Genomic DNA, 20,637 nt, shown 5'->3' with positions numbered 1-20,637 from the left:
TGTGACCCGTGTCGGAGCGACGGCAACCCTCTCCTTGATGATCGCCAGCTGCGCGACGCTTGGCGGCAACGTCAAGGGCGACTTTTCCTGCCGCGCGCCGGAGGGAAGCTGCGCGCCAACCTCGATGATCGACGATGCCGCCACCCGCGCTTCACAGGCAGAACGGTCCGGTCATGCCTCTGCGCGAGCGCACGGGGTCGGTGATCGCGAATTGCGGATCGTCGTTGCGGGCTACCGCGACGAGGCGGGCCGCATCCACGAGGCCCGGGTCGTTCATGTCGTGCTGCCCGATCGCGCTGCCGAGCGCTGGCGCGCGCCGCGTTCGACCGGCGACGTTCTGCGCGCACTGGCGCGCCCGGCTGAAGCGGAAGGCCCGCCGCCCGCCGCCGCAGAAGCACGTCCATTCCAGCATTCCAATCCCTCCCCCCAGCAGCCTCCCGATGTCCTGGTCATCCCCTCACAGGATCTGACGGAGCTGCCCGGTGCCAAAGCGCCGGACCCCGGGGCACCTGGTCGTTCCCCCTCCCCCGGCCAGGTGCCCCACCCTGTTCTGCCCGAAGGAGAGCCCAAGTGAACCTCTCGCTATCCTCTGCGCGCGACGCGCTCCTCGCTGGCCTGTTCGGCGATGCGAAGAAAGCCGACCATGCGCAGCCGCGTTTCGCGCTCGACATGCTGTCGGACTGGCTTCCGTACCGCATCTATGACGAGGGCCCGGGGCTCTACCGGAACGCGCACTCGAAGGGCTTCATTCTCGAAGTCACCCCGCTCATCGGCGCCGATGAGCGCACCGGTGAAATCCTCGGGCAGTTCTTCTCCGAGAGCCTGCCGCAAGGCGCCTGTTTGCAGGTGCTGAACTTCGCGTCTCCGCGCATCGGCGCCATCGTCGGCCCCTGGTTCGCGCCGCGCTACGAGCAGGGCGGGATCTACGAAGCGATCGCGAAGGCCCGCACCAACCGGCTCTACGATCTCGTCTGGAAGTCGGGCTCGGCACACGCGCCGTTTCATGCGCGCCATGTGCGTCTCGTGCTGTCGCTGGGCGTTCCGGTGCCCGGAAACGTGACCGATGCAGAACTCACCGAATGCCGCGACGGGATGGCGGGGATGCTGAACTCGCTCGGCCTTGCATCGAACAGGCTCGAGCCCGCAGGCCTGCTCGCACTGGTCGACGAACTCACCTCGCCGACGACAGCGCGCGAACCCGATCTCACCCACTGGAACCGCGAGGACACGCTCGACGCGCAGGCCATCCGCCGCGATATCGAACTCGAGGTCGAGGACGACCGGCTTATCTTGCGCACCGAGCGCTTCCGCGAGACCGGGCGCTCGCGAGATGGCGTGCCTCAGGTAGGTGAATGCTATCCCGACCGCTTCGATGTGCGCCATTACGGCGTGCGCTCTACCCCTGAGCGCTGGGCACCGTGGGAATGCGCGCGGCTCATCGGCGACATGTTTACTGACAAGCTGCGCTTTCCCTGTCCCGCCGCGACAATGCTGTGCCTGCACTATCCCGACCAGGAGGCCGCCTCGGCGCGCGCCGGCTACAAGTTCATGCGCACCACCAGCCTTTCGGAAACGAAGAGCGCGCGCTTCCTCCCTAGGCTTGGCGAGCAATCGGCCGAATGGAGACACGTCCAGGCCGAACTCCAGGCGGGCAAGAAGCTCGTCAAGCTGTTCTATGGTCTCACCACGATCTCGCCGCTCGGCGAAGGCGATGCGCATGAGCGCACGGTCAAGGCGATCTACAAGGCGGCCGGATGGGACCTTGCCGACGAGCGCTTCCTCCAGCTCCAGGGCCTCGTCGCCTCGTTCCCGTTGAGCCTCGCCGATGGTCTGGTCCACGACCTTGCGCGGCTCAAACGCTTCCGGACCATGCTCTCGACCACCGCGGCCAATATCGCCCCCCTGCAGGGCGAGTATCTCGGCGGGACGATCCCGCACCTGCTGCTCCTCGGACGGCGCGGCCAGCCCTTCTTCTGGTCGCCCTTCGAGAACGCGGCGGGCAACCACAACATCGCGATCTGCGGAAAGTCGGGCTCGGGCAAGTCGGTGCTGCTGCAGGAGCTGTGCGCCGCGCTGCGCGGCGCGGGCGCCAAGGTCGTGGTGATCGACGACGGACGCAGTTTTGAGCATTCGGTCAAGTTACAGGGCGGCCGCTTCGTCGAGTTCACGCTCGCCTCGGGATTCTCGCTCAACCCCTTCTCGATGGTCGACGATGCGCGCGCGCATGAAGACGAGGATTACCGGCTCGACTGCTTCGCCATGATCAAGGCCATCGTTGGCCAGATGGCGCGGCCAAGCGCCGCGCCTTCGGACACGGAGCGCGGGCTGATCGACCGCGCGGTGACGCAGGTGTGGGAAGCGCTCGGCAGCGGCGGGGCGATCGACGACGTCGCGCATGCGCTCCATCAGAGCGAGAACGAGGCGGGCAAGGATCTCGCCACAGCGATCGCGCCCTTCTGCCGCGGTGGCAGCTATGCCGGGTTCTTCTCGGGGAAAGCGAGTTTCGCGCTCGAAGACGATTTCACCGTCTTCGAGATGAGCGACCTCGCGTCCCGCGAGGAGCTTCGAAGCGTTGTCCTCTCGGCAATCATGTTCATGACCGGTCAGGCGATGACGCGCTCGTCGCGCTCGACCAAGAAGCTGCTGCTGATCGACGAGGCCTGGGCGATGCTCAAGGGCGGTTCGATGGGCGAGTTCGTCGAGACCTATGCCCGCACCGCGCGCAAATATGGCGGCGCGCTTGCGACCGCGACCCAGTCCTTGAACGACTACTACAAGTCCGATGGTGCGCGCGCCGCGCTCGAAAACAGCGACTGGATGCTGGTGCTCCAACAGAAGCCCGAGACCATCGCCGATTTCCGCAAGGAGGCCCGGCTCGACATGGACGACCGGACCGAGACGCTGATCCGCAGCCTCAAGCGCTCGGGCACCGAGTACAGCGAGATCTACCTCAAAGGTCCCGAGATGGAAGCCGTTGGACGCCTGGTGCTCGACCCACTCTCGGCAACCATCTTCTCCTCCGATCCTGACACCTATGCCGCGATCCGCCGCCATGTCGAAAACGGCATGCCGCTCGAGCGCGCAGTCGCGCTGGTCGCAGGTGTGGAAGGAGGCGCATGATGGTGCTCGAGACCACCACGCTCATAGATCGCGTGCCGCTTCCGTCAGTCAGACAAGCCCGCGACAAGCACCGTGTGATCGACTGGCTGGCGCTGTCCCAGGGCACCTGCCTGGTGCTGATCGAAACGGCAAGCTTCGCGGCGAGCACGCTGCTGCTGGTCCTCGGCCTGCCGCTGTTCGTGTTCCTTCTCATCGCTGGATGGGACCTGACGGCGCTGTTCGCGCAGATCGGCAATCTTGCCGACCATTACCGCACCGCTGAACCGGTCGCGCGCCGCTTCTTTGCCCAGGACCTCCAGATCGCATTCCTCATCGCAGCCGGCGGCCTCGCCCTGCTGCGATTGCCGGCTTTCCTGCGCCGCCTCGATCGCCGCCTCGCCGAAGGATCTCCCCGCCATGGATAGACTGAACCTCCCACTTAGCCAGCTGGGCCCGAAACTCCTCGCCGTAGCCTTGCTCGTTGCCGCGCTCCTGTGGGGTGCGTGGATTACGCAGCAGGTCACCAGCTCGCCAGAGCAGCGGATCGTCACGGTCCGGCTCGCCGAGACCATCGGGACATTCGTCGAGGAAGCCGCGCGCGCCGATGCCGATCCGGCGGTCGTCCAGGCGGCTAGCCTTGCCTACCTCAAGGCCGCCGAAAGCGCCGTTGCCGACATGGGCCATGACGGCCGCGTGGTGCTGGTTGCCGAGGCCGTGCTCGCGGGCGCTGCCGAAGACGCAACCTCCGAACTCGAGCAGCGCATCGCGGACAAGCTCGCAGGGGAGATCCAGCCATGAGCCTGCCCCGCTCGATCCGCCGTTCGCTGCTGCTCTCGGGGCTGGTCCTGCTGCCGCTCGCATGGGCGCCGCTCGATGCCTTCAGCAAGGACCACGCTTTCCTCATCAATGCGAGCCCGAGCCTGCCAAACTGGGCGTTCTGGCTCGACAAGCGCGCGCCGATCGAACGCGGCAGCCTGATCTTCTTTGAGCCGCCGCAAAGCGAACTCGTCGAAAGGCATTTCGGAAAGGAACCGCAGATGTTCGGCAAGCACGTGCTTGGCATGCCGGGCGATGTCGTGCGCCACGAGGGCGATGCGGTCTTCATCGACGGAAAGCAGGTCGCGAGCCTGCTCGAGGTCACCCGCCTTGGCGTGCCGCTCACGCGCGGTCCCGAAGGCGCAATACCGGAAGGTTGCTACTACACCGGAACCGACCATCCACGCGGGCTAGACAGCCGCTACGGGGAAATCGGCTTCGTCTGCCGCGGGCAGATCCTCGGCAGCGGGAGGGCAATCCTGTGATGCGCTCTTTCCTTCCGATTGGCGCGCTTCTCCTCGCCATGCTCCCTGCCAGCCTGCAGGCACGAGACTACGGCCAGCGCGGCGCGGTCTTCCCTGTGATCGAGCGCGACCTGCTCGAACAGATTCATACGCGCCTCGCGCAGATGGAAAAGTCGGGCGAGACCGCGCGGCTCAACGAGGAACTCAAGCGTCGCACGATCGCACGCGTCAACCGACCCGATCCGGTTGCCGGCCTCATTCGCGCAAGCGCAAGCCGCAGCTGGGCGTTCGATCCGACAATCGCGCTTGCTGCCGATATCCGGGGCGCAAAAGGCGAGCTGATCCATGCCGCCGGAACCCGGGTCAATCCGCTCGACAGCGTCAAGCTGCGCTCCGACCTCCTGTTTCTCGACGGCGACGACCCTGCGCAGATCGCCTGGGCGCTGAGGCAGGACGCCAATGCCAAGCTGATCCTCGTGAAAGGCGCACCGCTCGAGCTGATGAAGGCCCGTCAACGCCGCTTCTATTTCGACCAGGGCGGCAAGCTGACGCAAAAATTCGGTATCAAGGCTGTTCCCGCGCGGGTGCGCCAGAACGGGCGCTTCCTCGAAGTCAGCGAGATTGCGCTGCCGCGCCGGAAGGCACAGCCATGACCGGAATCCGCGCCTTCCTCGTGCTTTTCACGGCGATGCTGTCGCTGGTCTTCGCATCACCCGCTTCGGCCGATGCCGGTCCGGGCAAGTGCACCGGGCAATTCGTCAATCCGATCACCGACATCTGCTGGTCGTGCCTGTTCCCGATCTCGATCGGCGGGCTCGAAATCTGGCCGAGCAATCGTCCCGATCCGGACAACCCCGATTTCCCGCTGTGCCTGTGCGGTCTTCGGCCCGGCATCGCGATGGGGTTCTGGGAGCCGGTCCGGCTCGCCGATGTCAGCATGAAGCCTTGGTGCTTCGTGAACCTCGGCGGCATGAAGCTCGATCCCGGCTTTGATGTCGGCTTCCGCTCGATCTCGGGTCCTTCGGCCGTGGGCGGCGCCAGCCAGTATTATTCGAGCTGGCACGTCCACTGGTATGCCTATCCGCTGATCTACTGGATGGAGATCGTCGCCGATTTTCTGTGCCTCGAGCCGGGTTCGATCGACATCCTCTACATCTCCGAGATCGATCCGCTGTGGCAGGACAGCGAGCTCACCGCGATCATCAATCCCGAGGCCGTGCTGTTTGCCAACCCGCTGGCGCTTGCCGCGTGCGCGGCGGATTGTGCTGCAGCGACCGCGAACCTGCCGCTCGACGAGATGTTCTGGTGCGCGGGCTGCCAAGGGTCGATGTACCCGATGAACGGCAACGTCTCGGCCTCGATCGGACACGTCCAGGCCTCGCGGCTCGTGCTCTCGCGCTTCGCCTACAAGCTCCACCGCGAGCTCGTCTCATGGGGGACGATGGGGTCGAAGGGCCTGTGCGGCAAGTACCTGATGCCGGTGATGAGGAAGCAGCAATACCGCTTCCAGGCCACCAGCCCCAACCCGGCGACCAAGGGCCGCTACGCCTGCCCGCCCATCGGTGCATCCACCACCTTCCAGTCCCCCGGACAGGTCATCCCCGCGATCGGCGAAGACATGGGATACCTCGTCTGGCGCAAGAGGAATTGCTGCGCGCTATGAGAAACGCTTTCCCCATACTCGTTGGCCTGAGCCTCGTGATCGCTGCCGGATTTGCCGCCGCTTCTGCGCAGGATGCCGGACCCGACCTTGACCTCGCTGAGATCCGCGCGCGAGCGGCCGAACATGCCGTCGACGCCGAGGCGCTCGCCACGTCGGTCAGGACAAAAGCGGATACCCTCGCAGAAGACGCGCGCGCCGCGCAGCAAACGGCTTTCGACAATCGCGCAGGCTATGCCGAGACTGCGCAGGCGACCGCGAATGCCGGGCCGCTCGATCTCGATGGCATGATCCGCGCCCAGGCCGACGCGGAAGTGGCAGCGATGGGCGACACGCCCCGGTTCATCGCTTTTGCCTCATTGGCAATGCCCGAGCCCTCATTGAAGGCGCTGGTTCGCGATGTCTCGAGGGCCGGCGGCGTCACCGTGCTGCGCGGTTTCCCGCAAGGCGACAGCGCGCGCTTCAAGAAGCGCATCGCCGCAATCTGGAGCGATGGCGATGAGGCCGGCGCGCTCGGGATCGACCCGCGCCTGTTCCGCGCGTTCGATATCAAGGTTGCCCCGAGCTTCGTGATGATCGCGAGCGATTTCAGCCCCTGCGACGGGTTCGACTGCAAAGACGTCTTGCCGCCGCACGACCGCATTGCCGGCAATATCAGCGTGGCCGAAGTGCTCGACACCTTCGCTTCGGGAGGCGGTCCGGGAGCGCAGCTCGCGCGCCTCCATTCCCGCAGGCTCGAAGGAGAACGGCCATGAGGCTCATACAATCGCTTCGCATAGGACTGCTCGGTCTTCTCGCCGTCGCCGCGCCCCTTTCCGCGCAGCAGCAGGACGCGCGGGCCGATGGCAAGGCCTTTGGCGAAAGCCTGCGCGGCGAAGCGCAAGAAGCTGCCAAATCGCAGCCCAATGCAGCAAACCTGCCCAACTACGACCGCAACGCCGTGCGAAACCTGGAAACGCTCGCCGACGCTCCCGAGCGGATCGAGAGCAATGCGGCCGCCGCTGCTACCGGACACCAGGGCTATCGGGCGATGCGCGACAGCGTGGCCAATCGCGCGCGCTTCGATCCAAGTGAGATCGAGGACGTTATTGCGCGCAGCCTCGCCATCAACGAGACCCCGCTCGACTACACCAGCGGCATGGCAATCTCGGGTGGCCAGGGTAATTGCGTGCCGCTGCCGACCGGGTCCGGATCGGCTGGGACCTACACCGCTACATGCAACTCTGGCACGCGGATCGACCAGTCGGTGGGTCAGTGCGCGGTGCCGCTCGTTGCCAGCGTGACCCGGCGCCAGCAATGGCACTATCTCTGCAATGAGACGAGCACAGTCTATGGATATCCCTGGTGCTCGGCATTCGATGGGGGGTCGTGCCGGATCACCGGGTATCGGCCCGGACCCTGCCTCCAGTGGCGGGAGGACCAGTTCTATAGATACTGCACCGAACCTGGCGATCCCATCGCTGAAATCACATGCGACACTCCGGATGCGCGCTACACGCCCTATGCGGTGACCACGGACAACTCGATCGATACCTTTTCCGACGAGAGCCAGTGCATCGGATTTGCCGATAATGGCGATTGCACACTCGACAATGAGATCTGCACCGATGCCGATCCGCAGACCCGCGTGATCGACGGTGTCTCGGTTACGCGGCCCTGCTGGGAATGGCAGCGCAGCTACACCTGCACATCGCGCGAGGCGGCGAGCGACTGTTCGGATATCGAAAGCCAGGGCACCTGCCGGTTCATCGGCGAGGAATGCCTCACCGACGAGATGCCCTGCGAGACCTGGGAGCGCATCTACGAATGTCCCCTGCCCGGTACGGACATCTCCACCCAGTATGTCTGCGATGGCGATGTCTATTGCATTGATGGCAGCTGCGAGACGATCGAGCGCACCGCCAATGATGAGTTCAAGGATGCGGCGGTCGCATTGCACGCCATGGACGAGGCGCGCGGCCAGTTCGATCCGAACACGCTGACGCTGTTCCGCGGCACGCGCAACACCTGCTCGTCCAAGGTCTTCGGCGTCCTCAACTGCTGCAAGGGCAAGGGCTTCCCGCTCATCCCCGGAATCAGCCTGCTGGTCGCACTCGGCTGCAGCCGCGAGGAAGTGCTGCTCCACGAACGCGATGCGCAGGGACTGTGCGCCTATGTCGGGACCTATTGTTCGGACAAGTTCCTTGGCGTCTGCCTGACGAAGAAGAAGGTCTATTGCTGTTTCGAGAGCAAGCTGTCGCGGATCCTGCAGGAACAGGGCCGTAAGCAGCTCCCCAAGCCATGGGACAAGCCCAAAGAAGAACAATGTGAGGGGTTCACTCTCGACGAGTTTGCCCGGCTCGACCTCAGCCGGATGGATTTCAGCGAGGTCTATGCCGAGTTCACAGATGCCGCACGGCTGCCCGACGAACTCGAGACCAGCATCCTCATCCAGCAGAAAATCGAAGATTATTACGCAAGGGGCGGCCAATGACCCATCTGCATCACCTCACGGCGCTCGCGCTCGGCATCGCTGCCCTGCCCGCCACTCTGGCCCAGGCGCAGGAGCGGCGGGACACAAGATCGACCACCTCGGCAGACGCGCTCTACTGCGAAGAGCGCAGGCTCGGCTACTGGTTCTACTGCGTGAAGCCCGCTCCCATTGAAGAGCCACAACAGCCTGAAGCCGAGCAGGTCGCGGCCAGCCAAGAACTCGACGCGATCACCTCCGAGCTTCGCGAACTCAAGGCGCGCGCGATCCTCTATCCGACCGAGGCCAATGTCGCGGCCTATATCCGCTTCCAGCGCGCGCAGCTCGACCGCGCCTCGCTGTTCTCCGATGTCTGGCAGCGGGCGATCTGGCAGGACCCGGACCTCGACTACACGCTTGAACGCCCCGTCGGAGCGGTCGCCAAGAAGCAGTGGCAGGATGCCCGCAGCGCGGAGCGCGATCACGTCATGGCAACGCTCTCGCAGCGCTACGGCCTTTTCTATTTCTTCAGTTCGACCTGCGGACCGTGCGAAGTGATGAGCCCGATCGTGAAGGGCGTCGCCGACCGATGGCGGATCACCGTGCGCGCGATCTCCACCGATGGCGGTTCATCCCGGCATTTTCCCGACTATCGGGTCGAGACGAACCAGCGCGGCAAGCTTGGTCTCGAAGGCAAAGCCACCCCCGCTCTGGTGCTGTGGGACAGCGTGACCAAACGCCCGATTCCGATCGGCTACGGCGTGCTCTCGGCCGACGAGCTGCAGGACCGCATCTACCTTCTCACCTCCAAGGAAGCCGGACATGATTACTAGCATCCGCAATGCGGCATTGACCCTCGCCACCGCCAGCATGGTTGCCTCACCGGTCGCCGCGAATGTTGGCGACAGCATGGACCGCTTCATAGACGACATGGGGGCGGCGGCGAATGTCACCGGCCCGACCGCCTTCGAAGGCCAGTCGGCAGGCTATTACAGCCTCGGCAATGTCTGGACGCGCTTCCCTCAGAAGACGACCAACATCGCCAATCTCCAGCTGCCGCGCGCAAGGGCGGGCTGCGGGGGCATCGATATCTTTGCCGGGTCCTTTTCGTTCATCAATGCGAGCGAGATGGTCGCGCTCCTGAAAGCCGTCGCCAACAACGCGGTCGGCTTTGCTTTCAGCCTCGCGATCGACACCGTCTGTCCCGAGTGCAACAAGATCATGCAGGAGTTTTCGCAGAAGGCTCAACTCATGAACAATCTCTCGATCAACTCCTGCGAAATGGCGCAGGGGCTGGTCGGCGGCCTGTGGCCCAAGGGCGATCTCGCCGACAAGGCGATCTGCGAAGCCATCGGGAATTCCGAAGGCATTTTCACCGACTATGCGGCCGCCAAACACGGCTGCGGCACGCGCGGCCAGCGCGCGTCAACCAACGAAGGCGGCGGCACCGACTACGCCGACGTCAATCCGGGCGTCGCGCGCAACTACACCTGGCACGTCCTCAAGAAGAGCGCCTTCTTCAATCCCGGCGGTACCTTCGACCGCGAACTCGCCGAGTACGCCATGACGCTGATTGGCACGGTCATCTACGTGCCACCCAAGGATGATGAACCCGGCAAATTCGTGCCGTTCGCGGGCGACGCGTCCTCGACGCTCGTAAGCGCGCTCCTAGACGGGACGCAGGGGCAGACCGTGCGCGTTTTCCGCTGCGACGAGACCGATCTCTGCTTCAGTCCCACCTTCGAGCAGATGAGCCTATCGAATGCAAAGGCCATCCGCCCGCGGGTCGCGCTCCTGATCGGGAACATGGTCGATGCGATCCGGGCCGACACCGCGATCGGCAATGCCGAAAAGGAACTGCTGCAGGTGGCCTCTATCCCCTTATACAAGATCCTTACCGTCCAGGCTGCCTATGGGCGCGGAATGCCGACCGACGATCGCGACACGCTCGCCGAGATCGCCAGCATCGACCTGCTCTATGCCATCCTCGACCGGATCGTGTCCGAAGCCGGGCGTTCGATGGCAAGCTTCATCGCCGCCGATGAAGCCAAGCTTGCGATCTGGCGCGGCCAGGTCGCCGAAGTGCGTTCTGGCCTGGTCCAGAGGCAGGCTACCGGACAGGCCAAGGTCTCGGCGATCATGCAGATCATCGAGAAGACCGCGATGATCGAGAACGCCCTCGCCGCTTCGATGTCGCCCTCGATGTCCGCAGCGCTCGACTGGTCGCGCGGGCTCCAGTCGCGCTCCATTATCCCCTGAGGCCGCTACATGGTCGAGATCTTCACAACCGGCGGCGGCGAATACATCGTCAATGTCTTGAACGCCGTCGCCTCGTGGACCGGGGCCGGTGGCTACAAGAGCCTGATCCAGGTGGCGCTGGTCATGGGGATGGCGCTTGCGGTCATTGTCGTCGCGTTCAATCAGGACTGGCGCGCCTGGCTCAACTGGTTCCTCGGCGCGACACTCATTTACATGTGCCTGATGGTGCCGCGCATGGATGTGCAGGTCACCGACCGTGTCAATCCGAGCCTCGCTCCGGCGACAGTCGCCAATGTCCCGCTCGGTCTTGCCCTGATGGCAAGCTTTACCAGCCAGGCGGGCGACTACCTTACCCGTTCCGCAGAGCTCGTCTTTGGCCTTCCCGACGATCTCAACTATTCGAAGAACGGCATGATTTACGGCGCGCGCCTGCTCGAAGCGACACGCTCGCTGCGCATTGCCGATCCCGAGTTTGCCGCCAATTTCGACGAGCATGTGCAGCAATGCGTGTTCTACGACCTGCTCCTCGGCCGCTATTCGATGAAGGAATTGTCGGAGAGCAACGATATCTGGGCGACCATCGCGCCTGGCAGCGCCGCGCGTGCACAGCGCTTCGTCACCCGGCAGGCGGATGATAGCGTCACGGCCTCGATCATCACCTGCCGCGAAGCCTATACTGCGCTCTCCAACCAGTGGGCCGGGCTTATCGATGAGATGACACAGGTCGCCGGACGCCAGCTCTACCCCCGGCAGACCGAAACGCTCGCGAAGGCCAAGCTCATCGCCGACCTGCCGATTGCCTATCAGTACCTCACTGGCGTCTCGAAGGATGCAAGCAGCATCTTCCGCCAGGTTCTGACCATTAACGCCATGAACCAGGCGATGCATGGCTTCGCCGGAGCAAGCGGCGCATCGAGCGTCGATGTGTTCGCTCAGACTCGCGCCGATATCCAGACCGAAAGGACCTATTCCTCGATCGCGCACAACGCGATGAAGTGGGTCCCGATCCTCAATGTCGTCCTGACGGTCGTATTCTACGCGCTCTTTCCGGTGCTCTTTCCGCTGTTCCTGATGCCCAAGACCGGACCGATCGCGCTCAGAGGATACGTCACGGGGTTCTTCTATCTCGCCGCCTGGGGACCGCTGTTCGTCATCCTGCACATGATCCTGATGCTCAAGGGCGCGAGCGATGTGGCGGCAGCGGGCGGCGCAGCCGGTCTCAGCCTAGCGACCTTCTCAGGCATGACCGACGTCAACAACGATATCGGTATCCTGGCCGGTTACCTCGTTGCATCGATCCCGTTCCTTGCCGGCGGGGTCGCCAGGGGCGCGCTCGCAATATCGGGACAGGCAACGAGCTACCTCAACCCGAGCCAGAACGCGGCAGAAGAGGCGGCGCGCGAAGCGAGCACCGGCAATGTTTCGCTCGGCAATACCAGCCTTGAGAACTCGAACGTGTTTTCGCGCCAGTTTGCGCAAGCCAGCCTCGCGCCCAACATTGGCTACGGCGCCGCGCAGACGCGAGCGACGGGCGAAAACGGCACCCAGACCACCGGCTTCCCTCAAGCCGAATTCGCCACCGTGCCGACCTCGAGCTATCCGTTCACCCCGACACTCGGGCGGGACTTCTCGAGCCGACTTGCGACCATGGCGAGCCAGAGCCGCGGCCAGAGCGAGACATTTTCGAACCTTGCCCAACAATCGACGAGTTCGGCTGTCACCCGCTTCAGCGAGCTGCGCGATGCCTACACCCGCTCGCGCTCGAACGAGAGCGTCAGTGGCACGTCAACGAGCGACAGCATCGGCAGCGCATTCAGCGAGGTCGACAACGCCTCGAAGACACTCCAGCAGCAATTCGGGCTCTCGCGCCGTGCCGCCGACGACATCACTGTATCCTGGTTCTTGAACGGCGATGCAGGGATCGGTGCGAAGAAGGAAGGTCGCATATTTACAGGTTCAGGTGGGATCAAAGGGGGACGCAACCAGAGTTGGACCGATAGCGATATCGGGATCGCTTCAGAAGACCGCTCACGCATTACAGGTGCGCTGCGCCAGCTCTCCGACAGCCGTAGTTGGTCTAGCACGCGGGAAGGTTTCTTGCGCGAGACGAGCTCTAGTTCGGAAGCACTGGTGTCCAGCAGCTCGGCAGGCATCACTACCTCGATCACAGAGGCGCAAAGCTATACGCGTGAAGCGCGCCGAGCCGAGGAGATCGCCAGCCGCCTCGAGAACCAGGCAAGCTGGTACGAAAGTGCCAATGCCGCAGGCACTCTCAACCTCAGCCAAGCTTATCGCGAATGGGGCATGGCAGAGATCGAGGCTAACCGGGACTACTACGGTCCCGTCCGCTTTGACGACATCGACTTCCAGATGAGCGCGCGCGGCCAGCAGCTCCAGGCGCGGTTCGTCGAAAGCTATGCGGACCAGCTAAATGCCGAGATCTCAGGTGACCTGGTCCTGCCGTCCTCTGCGCCCGTCGCTCGGCCCTCGGTGAGTAGTGCGGAAAGCGTCCGGGGATCGGTGCGGCTTGGAGGTGTGCCGGGAAGCCTGAGCACCCCATCCAGCGAACGAGAAAACATCGCCCGCGATGTCGATCGAGTCCAGCAACGGGGAGCACAGAGGATCGGTTCCGTAAAGGGCTACCTCGACGGAAAGACCCGCGATGCCAAAGGAGCCTCGGCCGAAGCCGCGGACGATGTGAAAGGATGGTAGCTCAAATCAGTCCGTCGTAGATGATCACATAGATTACGAAGCATGCGATGACGAAGGCGGTGAGATACAAAGCCTTCCTTTCCCAGGGATCAGCCCATGCTTTTTGGACTGAATACTTGGACAGACGATCCTCGGCGATGGCCCGGTCGACCTCCCGAAAGCCTTCCCAGTCCTGCTTGCTGCCATTGGGAGTGTTGTCTGGATCGCTCATCGCTCATTCTCCTTCTGGAGCAAGTCTGCACTCTCCCCTCTAGGCCGCCCCCTCGCGTTGCAGAGAAACTAGCCGAAAATCATCGGGAAAGCGAGCACGGTGTCTTGGCGTGAAGGTCCGGAAATGAAAGAAGGTGGCATGGCAGGAAGATCACCTGAGAATAATGTCTTCGATTTTCGCGCAGGAGTTTCCCGACAGAAGCAAGGCAAACTGCGCGGCCTGGCGCTGCTTGTTGCCGGAGGATTGCTCGTTGGAATTCTGGCCGGCGTCTTAGGCATCTACTGGCCTTTTGGCTCGGCAAGCGCTGAGGCACGAACCACGCACAGCTTTGCCGTTTGCGGCATGGTCAGGCGCACCTGCGTTGTCGATGGTGACACTATCTGGCTTGAAGGCTTGAAGATCAGGATCGCGGATATCGACACTCCGGAAATCTCGCAGCCAAGATGCGATTACGAATACGATCTCGGCATAAAGGCACGTGACAGGTTGGTGGTTCTGCTCAATCAGGGAGAGTTCTCTGCAGTTCCAATCGGCAATCGAGATGAAGACCAATATGGTCGTAAGCTCCGGGTTTTGATCCGCGATGGCCGCTCGATCGGCGACCAGTTGGTCGCAGAAGGCCTCGCACGAACTTGGTCCGGACGCAGGGATCCGTGGTGCTGATGCGCGACTGGCCCGACAGCGATGATCCGTTGCCGAGCAACGAGCGGGAATGGGAATTGAAGCTCGAAGCATGGCTGCTGGGTATTCCGATTGTCCTCATGCTCATCGCAGGAATTAGGTCACTCTTCTGATGCTCACCCGTGATCAGGAGCTTTGGGGCATGGCGCTGTGGGTGGATAAACACCATGGCGACGCCGGAGGTGAATTCATTGCGTCGAAGATCGATCAGCTAAGCCAGGTCGGCGAGCCGGACGGGGCAAGACTTTGGCAAGATGTTGCCCGTCGCTATAAGCAACTTGTTGAGCGCAAGTCCCGTTCCTGATGGAACCGTTGGGATCTCCAGCCTCAACTGACTGCAGATAGGCTTCCAGTCGCTCCAGCGTTCGTCGACGCGGCCTTCGCCCTTGCCGGAGGTCGAGTACGAATCGAGGATCACCGACTGCGCGCCTACCGAAGCGTGTCGCCGAAATATGATTATCTTTCAAATGCTTTTCGATCCGTTCTAGCAAGGTCATGACCCTTTCGCTCCGACTCGCAAATCCCTTGTGTTCTTGGTATGTTCTTAGTAGGATCATATCCGCGAGTCTAGGAAAATTCCTACGATTGAGATTCGAAGGACAGGCGAATGGAACATGTGAGGGAGGAGCTCGACCGGCTGATCCTCAAGAGCGGATATGGCTACGCGTCGATATCGCGGCTGCTCGGCCGCAACCCTGCCTATGTGCAGCAATTCATCAAGCGCGGGTCTCCGAGAAAGCTCGATGACGAAGACCGAAAGACGCTCGCCTGCTTCTTCGGTGTCGACGAGCAAGTGCTCGGTGGTCCGGCAAACCCGGTCACCGATGGCATGGTCGAGATCCCCGTACTCGATGTGGAGGCATCCGCCGGCTTTGGCGCGGTAGCTGCTAGTGAGACTGCACACACCCGGTTTGGGTTCGATGAGCGGTGGCTGCGGCACCTGACTTCGGCCAAGAGCGCCAGCCTGTCGATCGTTGGGGTAAAGGGTGACTCGATGGAGCCCACTCTCAGCGATGGTGACGAGGTCCTGGTCGATGCATCAGATCATGGATCGCGATTGCGTGATGGGATTTATGTCCTTCGCTCTGATGATGCCCTCGTCGTGAAGCGTATCGCGATCAAACCAGGTGGTCGGCAGATCACAATTGCCAGCGACAATCCAGCCTACCCAACTTGGTACGACATGGACCGGTCTGAAGTACATGTGGTTGGCCGCGTCATCTGGTTTGGCCGCGCCTTGTAGCGGGAGATTCCGCGCATGGATCGCGGCAGTGGTCCACACAAACAATCGCACACTTGCACAGCAGGAAGCCGCCGAACGTTCTACCCGCGCGATCAGTGCGCCAGAGGGTGCGAGGCATTTACATAGACGAGAGTATGGGTGAGCTAGTTACGCACGCCCCATCGTCAGGAGCACGCATCGGATTGAGCGGGCTGGCCGCAGGGTAGAACACGCACCAAGCAACGATCACCTATCCCGATTTACGTTATCCTTTTTCGAGTTGTCCGGGTTGTCACGCACATACTCGCGGCCGTTGATCTTTATCACGTGCGCACCGGGATGGTCGCCGCGTTTGACCTCCGCTACAGCGTTGCGCCGTGGAACGTTCTTTCGGTTTCCGATGTCATAGTGCTCGTTGCGACCGCCGGGACCGTCATTCTTACCTTTGATTTTTGTCATCCGCTTTACCTCTCTCAGAATTCCAATATTGAATCAGTAGCGCGGACCAAAGGTCAATACCGTGTCGAACGATGAGAATTTCTCAAGTGGGCGCAACATGGACATTAAATTCTGAATGGCGTGATCTGAAAAGCAGGTTTGACCGCGCTAGCGAATACCAGTTGATTGAAGGGGGCATCATGGCAGGTATAACAGTCGAAAGCCGATATCTCAGCGACATTTCGGTGGGTGATCTCAACGTCAAATGGAGCGCGCGCGGCGATCGTATCCTCCGCTACTACATCGACTTTCGCCATCGAACCTTGAATCTTCACCGCGAGCTTGGGGCCCCGGACTTGTCCATTCTGCAGGAGAAAGCGAATGCGCTTCTGGCATCATGGGACGAGAAGACCGACAAGCACAACGTGAAAACGATGTTCGCTGACGGCAAAGCCGAAGCGGAACGCCTCACGGTGCAGGCTGAACTCGAACGTGACCAGCTCTCGAATATCTTGTCGCACACGCTCGGGATCGACGACACGGTAGATTGGGACGAACTTCGCAGGAATGATGCCTTCGGGCGTTCCGACAAATTCGACAGAGCGCGTCCGCAACTGGAACGTGAAAATGCGCCGGCTTACGAGGAGCCGAAGATCACCTTCTGGGACACATTGTTCGGCAAGAAGGCGAGCCTCATTCAGCAAGCTGAGGAGACACACGCTGTTCGAATGGAGGAATGGCAACGACGCGAAGCGGCGCGGAAGGATGCGCACGATAAGTCAATTGTCGCCTACGAGATGGAAAGGTCCGCATTCCTGGCCAAACATGCTGAGGACAAGGCGGCGCATGATAAAGAGGTTGCAGAACATAACCGGGCGATTGAAGAGCTGATTGGATCCCTGCGAGAGGGACACGAAGAGGCGGTGATGGAACACGCTTCTCTCGTTCTGGAGGCCTCGAACTATCACGGCCTCATCGAGAAGGAATTCGTCCTCGATTATCGATCCCAAGACAAGACTTTGCTGGTCGAGTACGAAATGCCGAACCCCGACGATCTCCCGACCGTGAAGTCCGTCCGGTTCGTCCGAGCAACCGGCGAGCTAAAAGAAACCCCGCTGGCCGCCAGAGCTAAGAAGGATCTTTTCGAAGACACGATCTACCAGATTGCCTTGCGGAGCATTCACGAGGTTCTCGAAGCAGATGATTTCCAAAACATCGAGAACGTCGCGTTCAATGGCTTCGTCACCGCCATTAACCCCGCCAACGGACTCTCGAACCGCAACTGCATCCTCTCCGTTTTGTGCTCGCGAGCAGAGTTCGAAAAGGTTGATCTTGCCCGTGTCGAGCCCAAGGCCTGCTTCAAGGCGCTGAGCGGCGTTTCCGCTGCTTCCTTGGCGGCGCTGGCACCTATCCCACCAATTATCACGATCGACAAAAGCGACCGCCGCTTCGTCGATGGCCGCGAGATTGCCGATACGCTCGATGCTTCGGTCAACTTGGCAGCGATGGACTGGGAAGACTTCGAACACCTGATCCGCGAGTTGTTCGAGAAGGAATTCAATTCGCGAGGGGGGGAGGTCAAGGTCACTCAGTCGAGCCGGGATGAGGGTGTCGATGCGATCGCATTCGACCCCGACCCAATCAGTGGCGGCAAGATTGTTATCCAGGCCAAGCGGTACACTCGGACTGTCGGCGTTGCGGCGGTCCGCGACTTATATGGCACCGTAATGAATGAAGGAGCCACCAAGGGAATTCTAGTGACAACATCGGATTTCGGTCCTGATGCACATAAGTTCGCGACCGCGAAGCCGCTTTCTCTTCTGAACGGAGCGAACCTATTGCACCTGCTCCGCAAGCATTCCTATGACGCGCGGATCGATTTGGCAGAGGCGAGAGAGGCTTTGGGTTGAAAAAGTTTCAAGACCGCTGGCGTCTGTGCTCAGAATGGCTCAATCGCCGTGCCGGAATGTGGGCCGGAAGGAGACTGTCCGGTTATGCGCTGTTTGGATAGAAGTCAGATATTATTTCAATTTCGGAGAAGGTGAGCGGGATCGATCTTCTGGCGAGTCGAGCCGACAGTGATCTGTTATCCCGCCGCTGCCTCCATAGGCGACTCCCAGGGGCGGGCGCGGTCCAAGATACCGCTAAGAGCTAAGCCGTCTGCCTCGCCACCAGATGGGGAGGCAGGACAAGGCTTTCAGTATCTTCGCCCGCCATCCGGCGCAGCAACAGGTCGACCAGTCCCTTCGCGCCAGCCGCAATGTCCTGTTTGATTGTGGTCAGGGGCGGCATTGTCTGGCTGGCGATAGGCAAATCGTCGAACCCGACAAGTTTGACGTGATTTGGCACAACGATGCCCTTGGTTCGCATCTCCTGCAGGCAAGTGGCGGCGATCGTATCAGTCGCAGCAAATACCCCATCGGCTTCATGCTGGATCACTTCGAGATGCGCTGCGATCTCGGACGAAACCTGGCCGGGCGAAAGATGCGTTGGCAACGCACGTATCGGCACGTTGCGCTTGTCCGCAACTTCCTTGGCCCCGCCAAACCGGGCTGCGAACTCGATGGGGTCGGTGTCACCAAGAAATGCCAAGCTCGTGGCGCCAGCCGCGATCAGGCGTTCAGCCGCGAGCTTTCCGCCCAGCCGGTTATCGGTGCCGACGACGCAATGCCTTTGGCCTTCCTGGTGGTTTCCCCACACGACCATGGGCAGGTAGCCGTCAGCCACCTCCTCGATCCGCTCGAACTGGTCGGATTGTCCGATCACGACGACGCCGTCGATCATGCCGGAACCGATGAAGCGATCCAGCCAGTCCTCGTCATTGCTCGGCACGACGCGGCGCAGCATCAGGTCATAACCCTTGGCAGTCAGCTCGTCGGCAAGAAAGCCGAGCAGGGTCATGAAGAAAGTGTCGGAAATCTGTTGTTGGACGTCGTGACCCAGCGGGATGGCCACGCCAATGACACCGGTCTTTTGCCGGCGTAGTCGGCTGGCCATCTGGTTCGGACGAAAGCCATGTTCGCGCGCAATGGCTTCGATCTTCTCGCGGGTCTTGGTGTTGACCAGACTGTTGCCTGACAGCGCTCGCGAGACAGTTCCTGCCGACACGCCAGCTATGCGCGCCAGATCCGTGATCGTGCGGACTGGCTTGGCGGCATCGGCCCGGTCGGTTGGCTTGGGATCTGTCATGCTGCTGTCTCTATCCTGCCATGAGCTTTTGTTCGCGCGGGACGCGATGTCCTGCATCAACGAACAAGGTAGCAATGGCTCCGACTAGCATCAGAGCTCCGCCCAGCATCAGGACGTTACGAGGATCGCCGCCCAGGATGGGGTTGTAAATCAGCGGCATGGTGAGCGTCTGGATCAGCATCGGAATAACGATGAACAGGTTGAAGATGCCCATGTAGATGCCGTTGCGTTCAGCAGGGATGGAGTCGGCCAGCATTACATAGGTGTTACCCATCATTCCGGCCCAGCCAATCCCTATGCCCAGCATAAGGACAAAGAGGCCTGCAGGCGTTTCGACACCAGGTAGCATCAGCATGGCAATCCCCGACGCAGTCAAGCAGCCCGCATGAACCATGCGTGCACCGAGTCTCGCGACGATTGGAATGAGCGCAAGAGCGCCAAGGAAGGCGATGAAATTGTAAAGCGCGCCCGCCTGCTGGGTGGTGAGGGTCGCCTCGCGGAATGCAGCGCTTGAAGGATCGCTGGTATCGTAGATCGCGCGCCCGACTGCGAAGGTCACATACTGCCAATAGGCGAACATGGCATACCACTGACACAGCATCGCAACTGCCAATTGCTTCATCGGTTTGGGCATATCTCGGATAGCGTCGACGATCTCCGTCATCGTGGCCTTCACCGTGAGCGGCTTTTCGCGAAGCAGCTCTTTCTCGTCATCGGTCATCGGTAGCTCGGGTACCCGCCAAACCGACCAGACAATCGTCGAAATCGAAAGGATGGCACCAATGATAAAGGCGATGCGGACAATGACCGGGATACCGTTGTCGTCCAGGACATCCTGCGCCACGAATGCGGTGAGCAGAGTAGGGGCGAGATAGGACAGGGTCTGCGCCAGACCCGTGAATGCGCTCTGTGTAAGGAATCCGACCGAGCGTTGTTCGGGAACGAGCCGGTCGGCGACATAAGCGCGATAAGGTTCCATGGTGATGTTGTTGCCCGCATCGAGAATCCACAGCAGCGACGCGGCCATCCAGAGCGCCGAGGAATAGGGCATGAGAAACAGGCTGATCGTGCAAATGATCGCGCCAATCAGGAAGTAGGGAGTACGGCGTCCGTAACGCGAATTTGTTCGGTCGCTCATCGCTCCGACAATCGGCTGAATGATCAGACCCGTCATCGGACCTGCCAACCACAAAAGCGGCATGGTAGCTTCGTCCGCGCCAAGGAAGCCGTAGATCGGGCCCATGTTGGCTTGCTGCAGGCCAAAGCTGAATTGCAGCCCGAAAAAGCCGATATTCATTTCGATGATTCGCAGCAGCGAAAGCCGCGGTTTCGTGGTGGTCTGCATCAGGAATTTCCTCTCACTCACGTCTCTGTCGGACGCGCCGTTGCAGTTTCGTGACACAATTCTTGCTGGATTGCAAACGATTGCAAAAAATG

General features: G+C 61.6%; 21 protein-coding genes. 17 read left to right on the top strand and 4 right to left on the bottom strand.

The annotated features are described in order from the left end of the window. The first annotated feature begins 37 nt into the window (after window positions 1–37). From EL2594_RS04290 to EL2594_RS04235, 12 genes are read left to right on the top strand one after another with little or no spacing between them, the layout of a single operon-like run. Window positions 38–574, top strand: a complete 537-nt coding sequence (locus EL2594_RS04290) for a hypothetical protein (RefSeq protein ID WP_011413828.1) — start codon at window positions 38–40, stop codon at window positions 572–574. Further along, on the top strand, window positions 571–3,120 hold the full coding sequence (gene traC, locus EL2594_RS04285) for a type IV secretion system protein TraC (RefSeq protein WP_011413827.1): 2,550 nt from the start codon (window positions 571–573) through the stop codon (window positions 3,118–3,120). The genes EL2594_RS04290 and traC overlap by 4 nt, the downstream gene beginning before the upstream one ends. Beyond that, window positions 3,117–3,524, top strand: coding sequence for a hypothetical protein (locus tag EL2594_RS04280; protein WP_011413826.1), 408 nt, complete (start codon window positions 3,117–3,119; stop codon window positions 3,522–3,524). Before traC ends, EL2594_RS04280 begins: the two co-directional genes overlap by 4 nt. Continuing rightward, window positions 3,517–3,897 (top strand): TrbI F-type domain-containing protein, encoded by a 381-nt coding sequence (locus EL2594_RS04275; protein ID WP_041685066.1) that lies wholly within the window; start codon window positions 3,517–3,519, stop codon window positions 3,895–3,897. Before EL2594_RS04280 ends, EL2594_RS04275 begins: the two co-directional genes overlap by 8 nt. Beyond that, window positions 3,894–4,400, top strand: a complete 507-nt coding sequence (locus EL2594_RS04270) for a S26 family signal peptidase (protein WP_007163820.1) — start codon at window positions 3,894–3,896, stop codon at window positions 4,398–4,400. Before EL2594_RS04275 ends, EL2594_RS04270 begins: the two co-directional genes overlap by 4 nt. Further along, on the top strand, window positions 4,400–5,032 hold the full coding sequence (gene traW / locus EL2594_RS04265) for a type-F conjugative transfer system protein TraW (RefSeq protein WP_011413824.1): 633 nt from the start codon (window positions 4,400–4,402) through the stop codon (window positions 5,030–5,032). The genes EL2594_RS04270 and traW overlap by 1 nt, the downstream gene beginning before the upstream one ends. Continuing rightward, window positions 5,029–6,042: a conjugal transfer pilus assembly protein TraU gene (gene traU / locus EL2594_RS04260; protein WP_011413823.1), complete on the top strand. Its 1,014-nt coding sequence runs from the start codon at window positions 5,029–5,031 to the stop codon at window positions 6,040–6,042. Before traW ends, traU begins: the two co-directional genes overlap by 4 nt. Then, window positions 6,039–6,794 (top strand): type-F conjugative transfer system pilin assembly protein TrbC, encoded by a 756-nt coding sequence (gene trbC / locus EL2594_RS04255; RefSeq protein WP_011413822.1) that lies wholly within the window; start codon window positions 6,039–6,041, stop codon window positions 6,792–6,794. Before traU ends, trbC begins: the two co-directional genes overlap by 4 nt. Next, window positions 6,791–8,512: a conjugal transfer protein TraN gene (locus tag EL2594_RS04250; RefSeq protein WP_011413821.1), complete on the top strand. Its 1,722-nt coding sequence runs from the start codon at window positions 6,791–6,793 to the stop codon at window positions 8,510–8,512. The genes trbC and EL2594_RS04250 overlap by 4 nt, the downstream gene beginning before the upstream one ends. After that, a complete protein-coding gene (locus EL2594_RS04245) occupies window positions 8,509–9,321 on the top strand; it encodes a conjugal transfer protein TraF (RefSeq protein WP_011413820.1) in 813 nt (270 codons plus the stop codon). The genes EL2594_RS04250 and EL2594_RS04245 overlap by 4 nt, the downstream gene beginning before the upstream one ends. After that, a complete protein-coding gene (locus tag EL2594_RS04240; RefSeq protein ID WP_011413819.1) occupies window positions 9,311–10,747 on the top strand; it encodes a conjugal transfer protein TraH in 1,437 nt (478 codons plus the stop codon). Before EL2594_RS04245 ends, EL2594_RS04240 begins: the two co-directional genes overlap by 11 nt. A gap of 9 nt (window positions 10,748–10,756) precedes the next feature. Next, window positions 10,757–13,459: a conjugal transfer protein TraG N-terminal domain-containing protein gene (locus EL2594_RS04235; RefSeq protein ID WP_011413818.1), complete on the top strand. Its 2,703-nt coding sequence runs from the start codon at window positions 10,757–10,759 to the stop codon at window positions 13,457–13,459. Between the two features lies 1 nt (window position 13,460). Here the strand turns inward: EL2594_RS04235 and EL2594_RS04230 are convergent, their stop codons facing one another. Next, window positions 13,461–13,670 carry a hypothetical protein gene (locus EL2594_RS04230; protein WP_010412566.1) on the bottom strand — a complete coding sequence of 70 codons (210 nt, stop codon included), beginning with the start codon at window positions 13,668–13,670 and terminating at the stop codon, window positions 13,461–13,463. A 123-nt stretch (window positions 13,671–13,793) separates the two neighbouring features. On the opposite strand from EL2594_RS04230, the gene EL2594_RS15625 reads away from it, so the two are divergent. The 4 genes from EL2594_RS15625 to EL2594_RS04215 all read left to right on the top strand — a co-directional run bounded on the left by EL2594_RS15625 (window position 13,794) and on the right by EL2594_RS04215 (window position 15,594). Beyond that, window positions 13,794–14,333 (top strand): thermonuclease family protein, encoded by a 540-nt coding sequence (locus EL2594_RS15625; protein ID WP_011413817.1) that lies wholly within the window; start codon window positions 13,794–13,796, stop codon window positions 14,331–14,333. Then, window positions 14,333–14,464, top strand: a complete 132-nt coding sequence (locus tag EL2594_RS15735) for a hypothetical protein (protein ID WP_267878786.1) — start codon at window positions 14,333–14,335, stop codon at window positions 14,462–14,464. The genes EL2594_RS15625 and EL2594_RS15735 overlap by 1 nt, the downstream gene beginning before the upstream one ends. After that, entirely contained in the window at window positions 14,464–14,655 is a 192-nt protein-coding gene (locus tag EL2594_RS04220; protein WP_010412557.1) for a DUF6961 family protein, read from the top strand. The genes EL2594_RS15735 and EL2594_RS04220 overlap by 1 nt, the downstream gene beginning before the upstream one ends. Before the next feature lie 303 nt (window positions 14,656–14,958). Continuing rightward, window positions 14,959–15,594, top strand: coding sequence for a S24 family peptidase (locus EL2594_RS04215; RefSeq protein ID WP_010412553.1), 636 nt, complete (start codon window positions 14,959–14,961; stop codon window positions 15,592–15,594). 225 nt (window positions 15,595–15,819) lie between these two features. Here the strand turns inward: EL2594_RS04215 and EL2594_RS15100 are convergent, their stop codons facing one another. After that, on the bottom strand, window positions 15,820–16,032 hold the full coding sequence (locus EL2594_RS15100) for a DUF3892 domain-containing protein (protein ID WP_081432280.1): 213 nt from the start codon (window positions 16,030–16,032) through the stop codon (window positions 15,820–15,822). A 71-nt stretch (window positions 16,033–16,103) separates the two neighbouring features. Here EL2594_RS15100 and EL2594_RS04210 point away from each other — a divergent pair, with 71 nt between their 5' ends. Then, window positions 16,104–17,921: a restriction endonuclease gene (locus EL2594_RS04210; RefSeq protein ID WP_233994310.1), complete on the top strand. Its 1,818-nt coding sequence runs from the start codon at window positions 16,104–16,106 to the stop codon at window positions 17,919–17,921. Between the two features lie 241 nt (window positions 17,922–18,162). On the opposite strand, the gene EL2594_RS04205 is transcribed toward EL2594_RS04210, so the two are convergent. After that, complete coding sequence (locus EL2594_RS04205; RefSeq protein WP_011413815.1) at window positions 18,163–19,200, bottom strand: LacI family DNA-binding transcriptional regulator; 1,038 nt, start codon at window positions 19,198–19,200, stop codon at window positions 18,163–18,165. 10 nt (window positions 19,201–19,210) lie between these two features. After that, on the bottom strand, window positions 19,211–20,545 hold the full coding sequence (locus tag EL2594_RS04200) for an MFS transporter (protein WP_011413814.1): 1,335 nt from the start codon (window positions 20,543–20,545) through the stop codon (window positions 19,211–19,213). Window positions 20,546–20,637: the final 92 nt, after the last annotated feature.

This window comes from Erythrobacter litoralis HTCC2594, assembly GCF_000013005.1.
In the GTDB taxonomy this organism is placed as follows: domain Bacteria; phylum Pseudomonadota; class Alphaproteobacteria; order Sphingomonadales; family Sphingomonadaceae; genus Parerythrobacter; species Parerythrobacter litoralis_A.
The sequence above is the reverse complement of the archived record's forward strand: the minus strand, read 5'-3'. Positions and strand labels throughout refer to the sequence as shown.

What these genes read in the sequence shown, in the direction of transcription:
- EL2594_RS04220 (WP_010412557.1), top strand. Translation starts at nt 14,464, where the DNA reads ATGCTCACCCGTGATCAGGAGCTTTGGGGCATGGCGCTGTGGGTGGAT.
- EL2594_RS04200 (WP_011413814.1), bottom strand. Translation starts at nt 20,545, where the DNA reads ATGCAGACCACCACGAAACCGCGGCTTTCGCTGCTGCGAATCATCGAA.
- EL2594_RS04230 (WP_010412566.1), bottom strand. Translation starts at nt 13,670, where the DNA reads ATGAGCGATCCAGACAACACTCCCAATGGCAGCAAGCAGGACTGGGAA.
- EL2594_RS15625 (WP_011413817.1), top strand. Translation starts at nt 13,794, where the DNA reads ATGAAAGAAGGTGGCATGGCAGGAAGATCACCTGAGAATAATGTCTTC.
- EL2594_RS04210 (WP_233994310.1), top strand. Translation starts at nt 16,104, where the DNA reads ATGAGAATTTCTCAAGTGGGCGCAACATGGACATTAAATTCTGAATGG.
- EL2594_RS15100 (WP_081432280.1), bottom strand. Translation starts at nt 16,032, where the DNA reads ATGACAAAAATCAAAGGTAAGAATGACGGTCCCGGCGGTCGCAACGAG.
- EL2594_RS04205 (WP_011413815.1), bottom strand. Translation starts at nt 19,200, where the DNA reads ATGACAGATCCCAAGCCAACCGACCGGGCCGATGCCGCCAAGCCAGTC.
- EL2594_RS04250 (WP_011413821.1), top strand. Translation starts at nt 6,791, where the DNA reads ATGAGGCTCATACAATCGCTTCGCATAGGACTGCTCGGTCTTCTCGCC.
- EL2594_RS04270 (WP_007163820.1), top strand. Translation starts at nt 3,894, where the DNA reads ATGAGCCTGCCCCGCTCGATCCGCCGTTCGCTGCTGCTCTCGGGGCTG.
- EL2594_RS04245 (WP_011413820.1), top strand. Translation starts at nt 8,509, where the DNA reads ATGACCCATCTGCATCACCTCACGGCGCTCGCGCTCGGCATCGCTGCC.
- EL2594_RS04275 (WP_041685066.1), top strand. Translation starts at nt 3,517, where the DNA reads ATGGATAGACTGAACCTCCCACTTAGCCAGCTGGGCCCGAAACTCCTC.
- EL2594_RS04235 (WP_011413818.1), top strand. Translation starts at nt 10,757, where the DNA reads ATGGTCGAGATCTTCACAACCGGCGGCGGCGAATACATCGTCAATGTC.
- EL2594_RS04290 (WP_011413828.1), top strand. Translation starts at nt 38, where the DNA reads ATGATCGCCAGCTGCGCGACGCTTGGCGGCAACGTCAAGGGCGACTTT.
- traU (WP_011413823.1), top strand. Translation starts at nt 5,029, where the DNA reads ATGACCGGAATCCGCGCCTTCCTCGTGCTTTTCACGGCGATGCTGTCG.
- EL2594_RS15735 (WP_267878786.1), top strand. Translation starts at nt 14,333, where the DNA reads ATGCGCGACTGGCCCGACAGCGATGATCCGTTGCCGAGCAACGAGCGG.
- EL2594_RS04280 (WP_011413826.1), top strand. Translation starts at nt 3,117, where the DNA reads ATGATGGTGCTCGAGACCACCACGCTCATAGATCGCGTGCCGCTTCCG.
- traW (WP_011413824.1), top strand. Translation starts at nt 4,400, where the DNA reads ATGCGCTCTTTCCTTCCGATTGGCGCGCTTCTCCTCGCCATGCTCCCT.
- EL2594_RS04215 (WP_010412553.1), top strand. Translation starts at nt 14,959, where the DNA reads ATGGAACATGTGAGGGAGGAGCTCGACCGGCTGATCCTCAAGAGCGGA.
- EL2594_RS04240 (WP_011413819.1), top strand. Translation starts at nt 9,311, where the DNA reads ATGATTACTAGCATCCGCAATGCGGCATTGACCCTCGCCACCGCCAGC.
- trbC (WP_011413822.1), top strand. Translation starts at nt 6,039, where the DNA reads ATGAGAAACGCTTTCCCCATACTCGTTGGCCTGAGCCTCGTGATCGCT.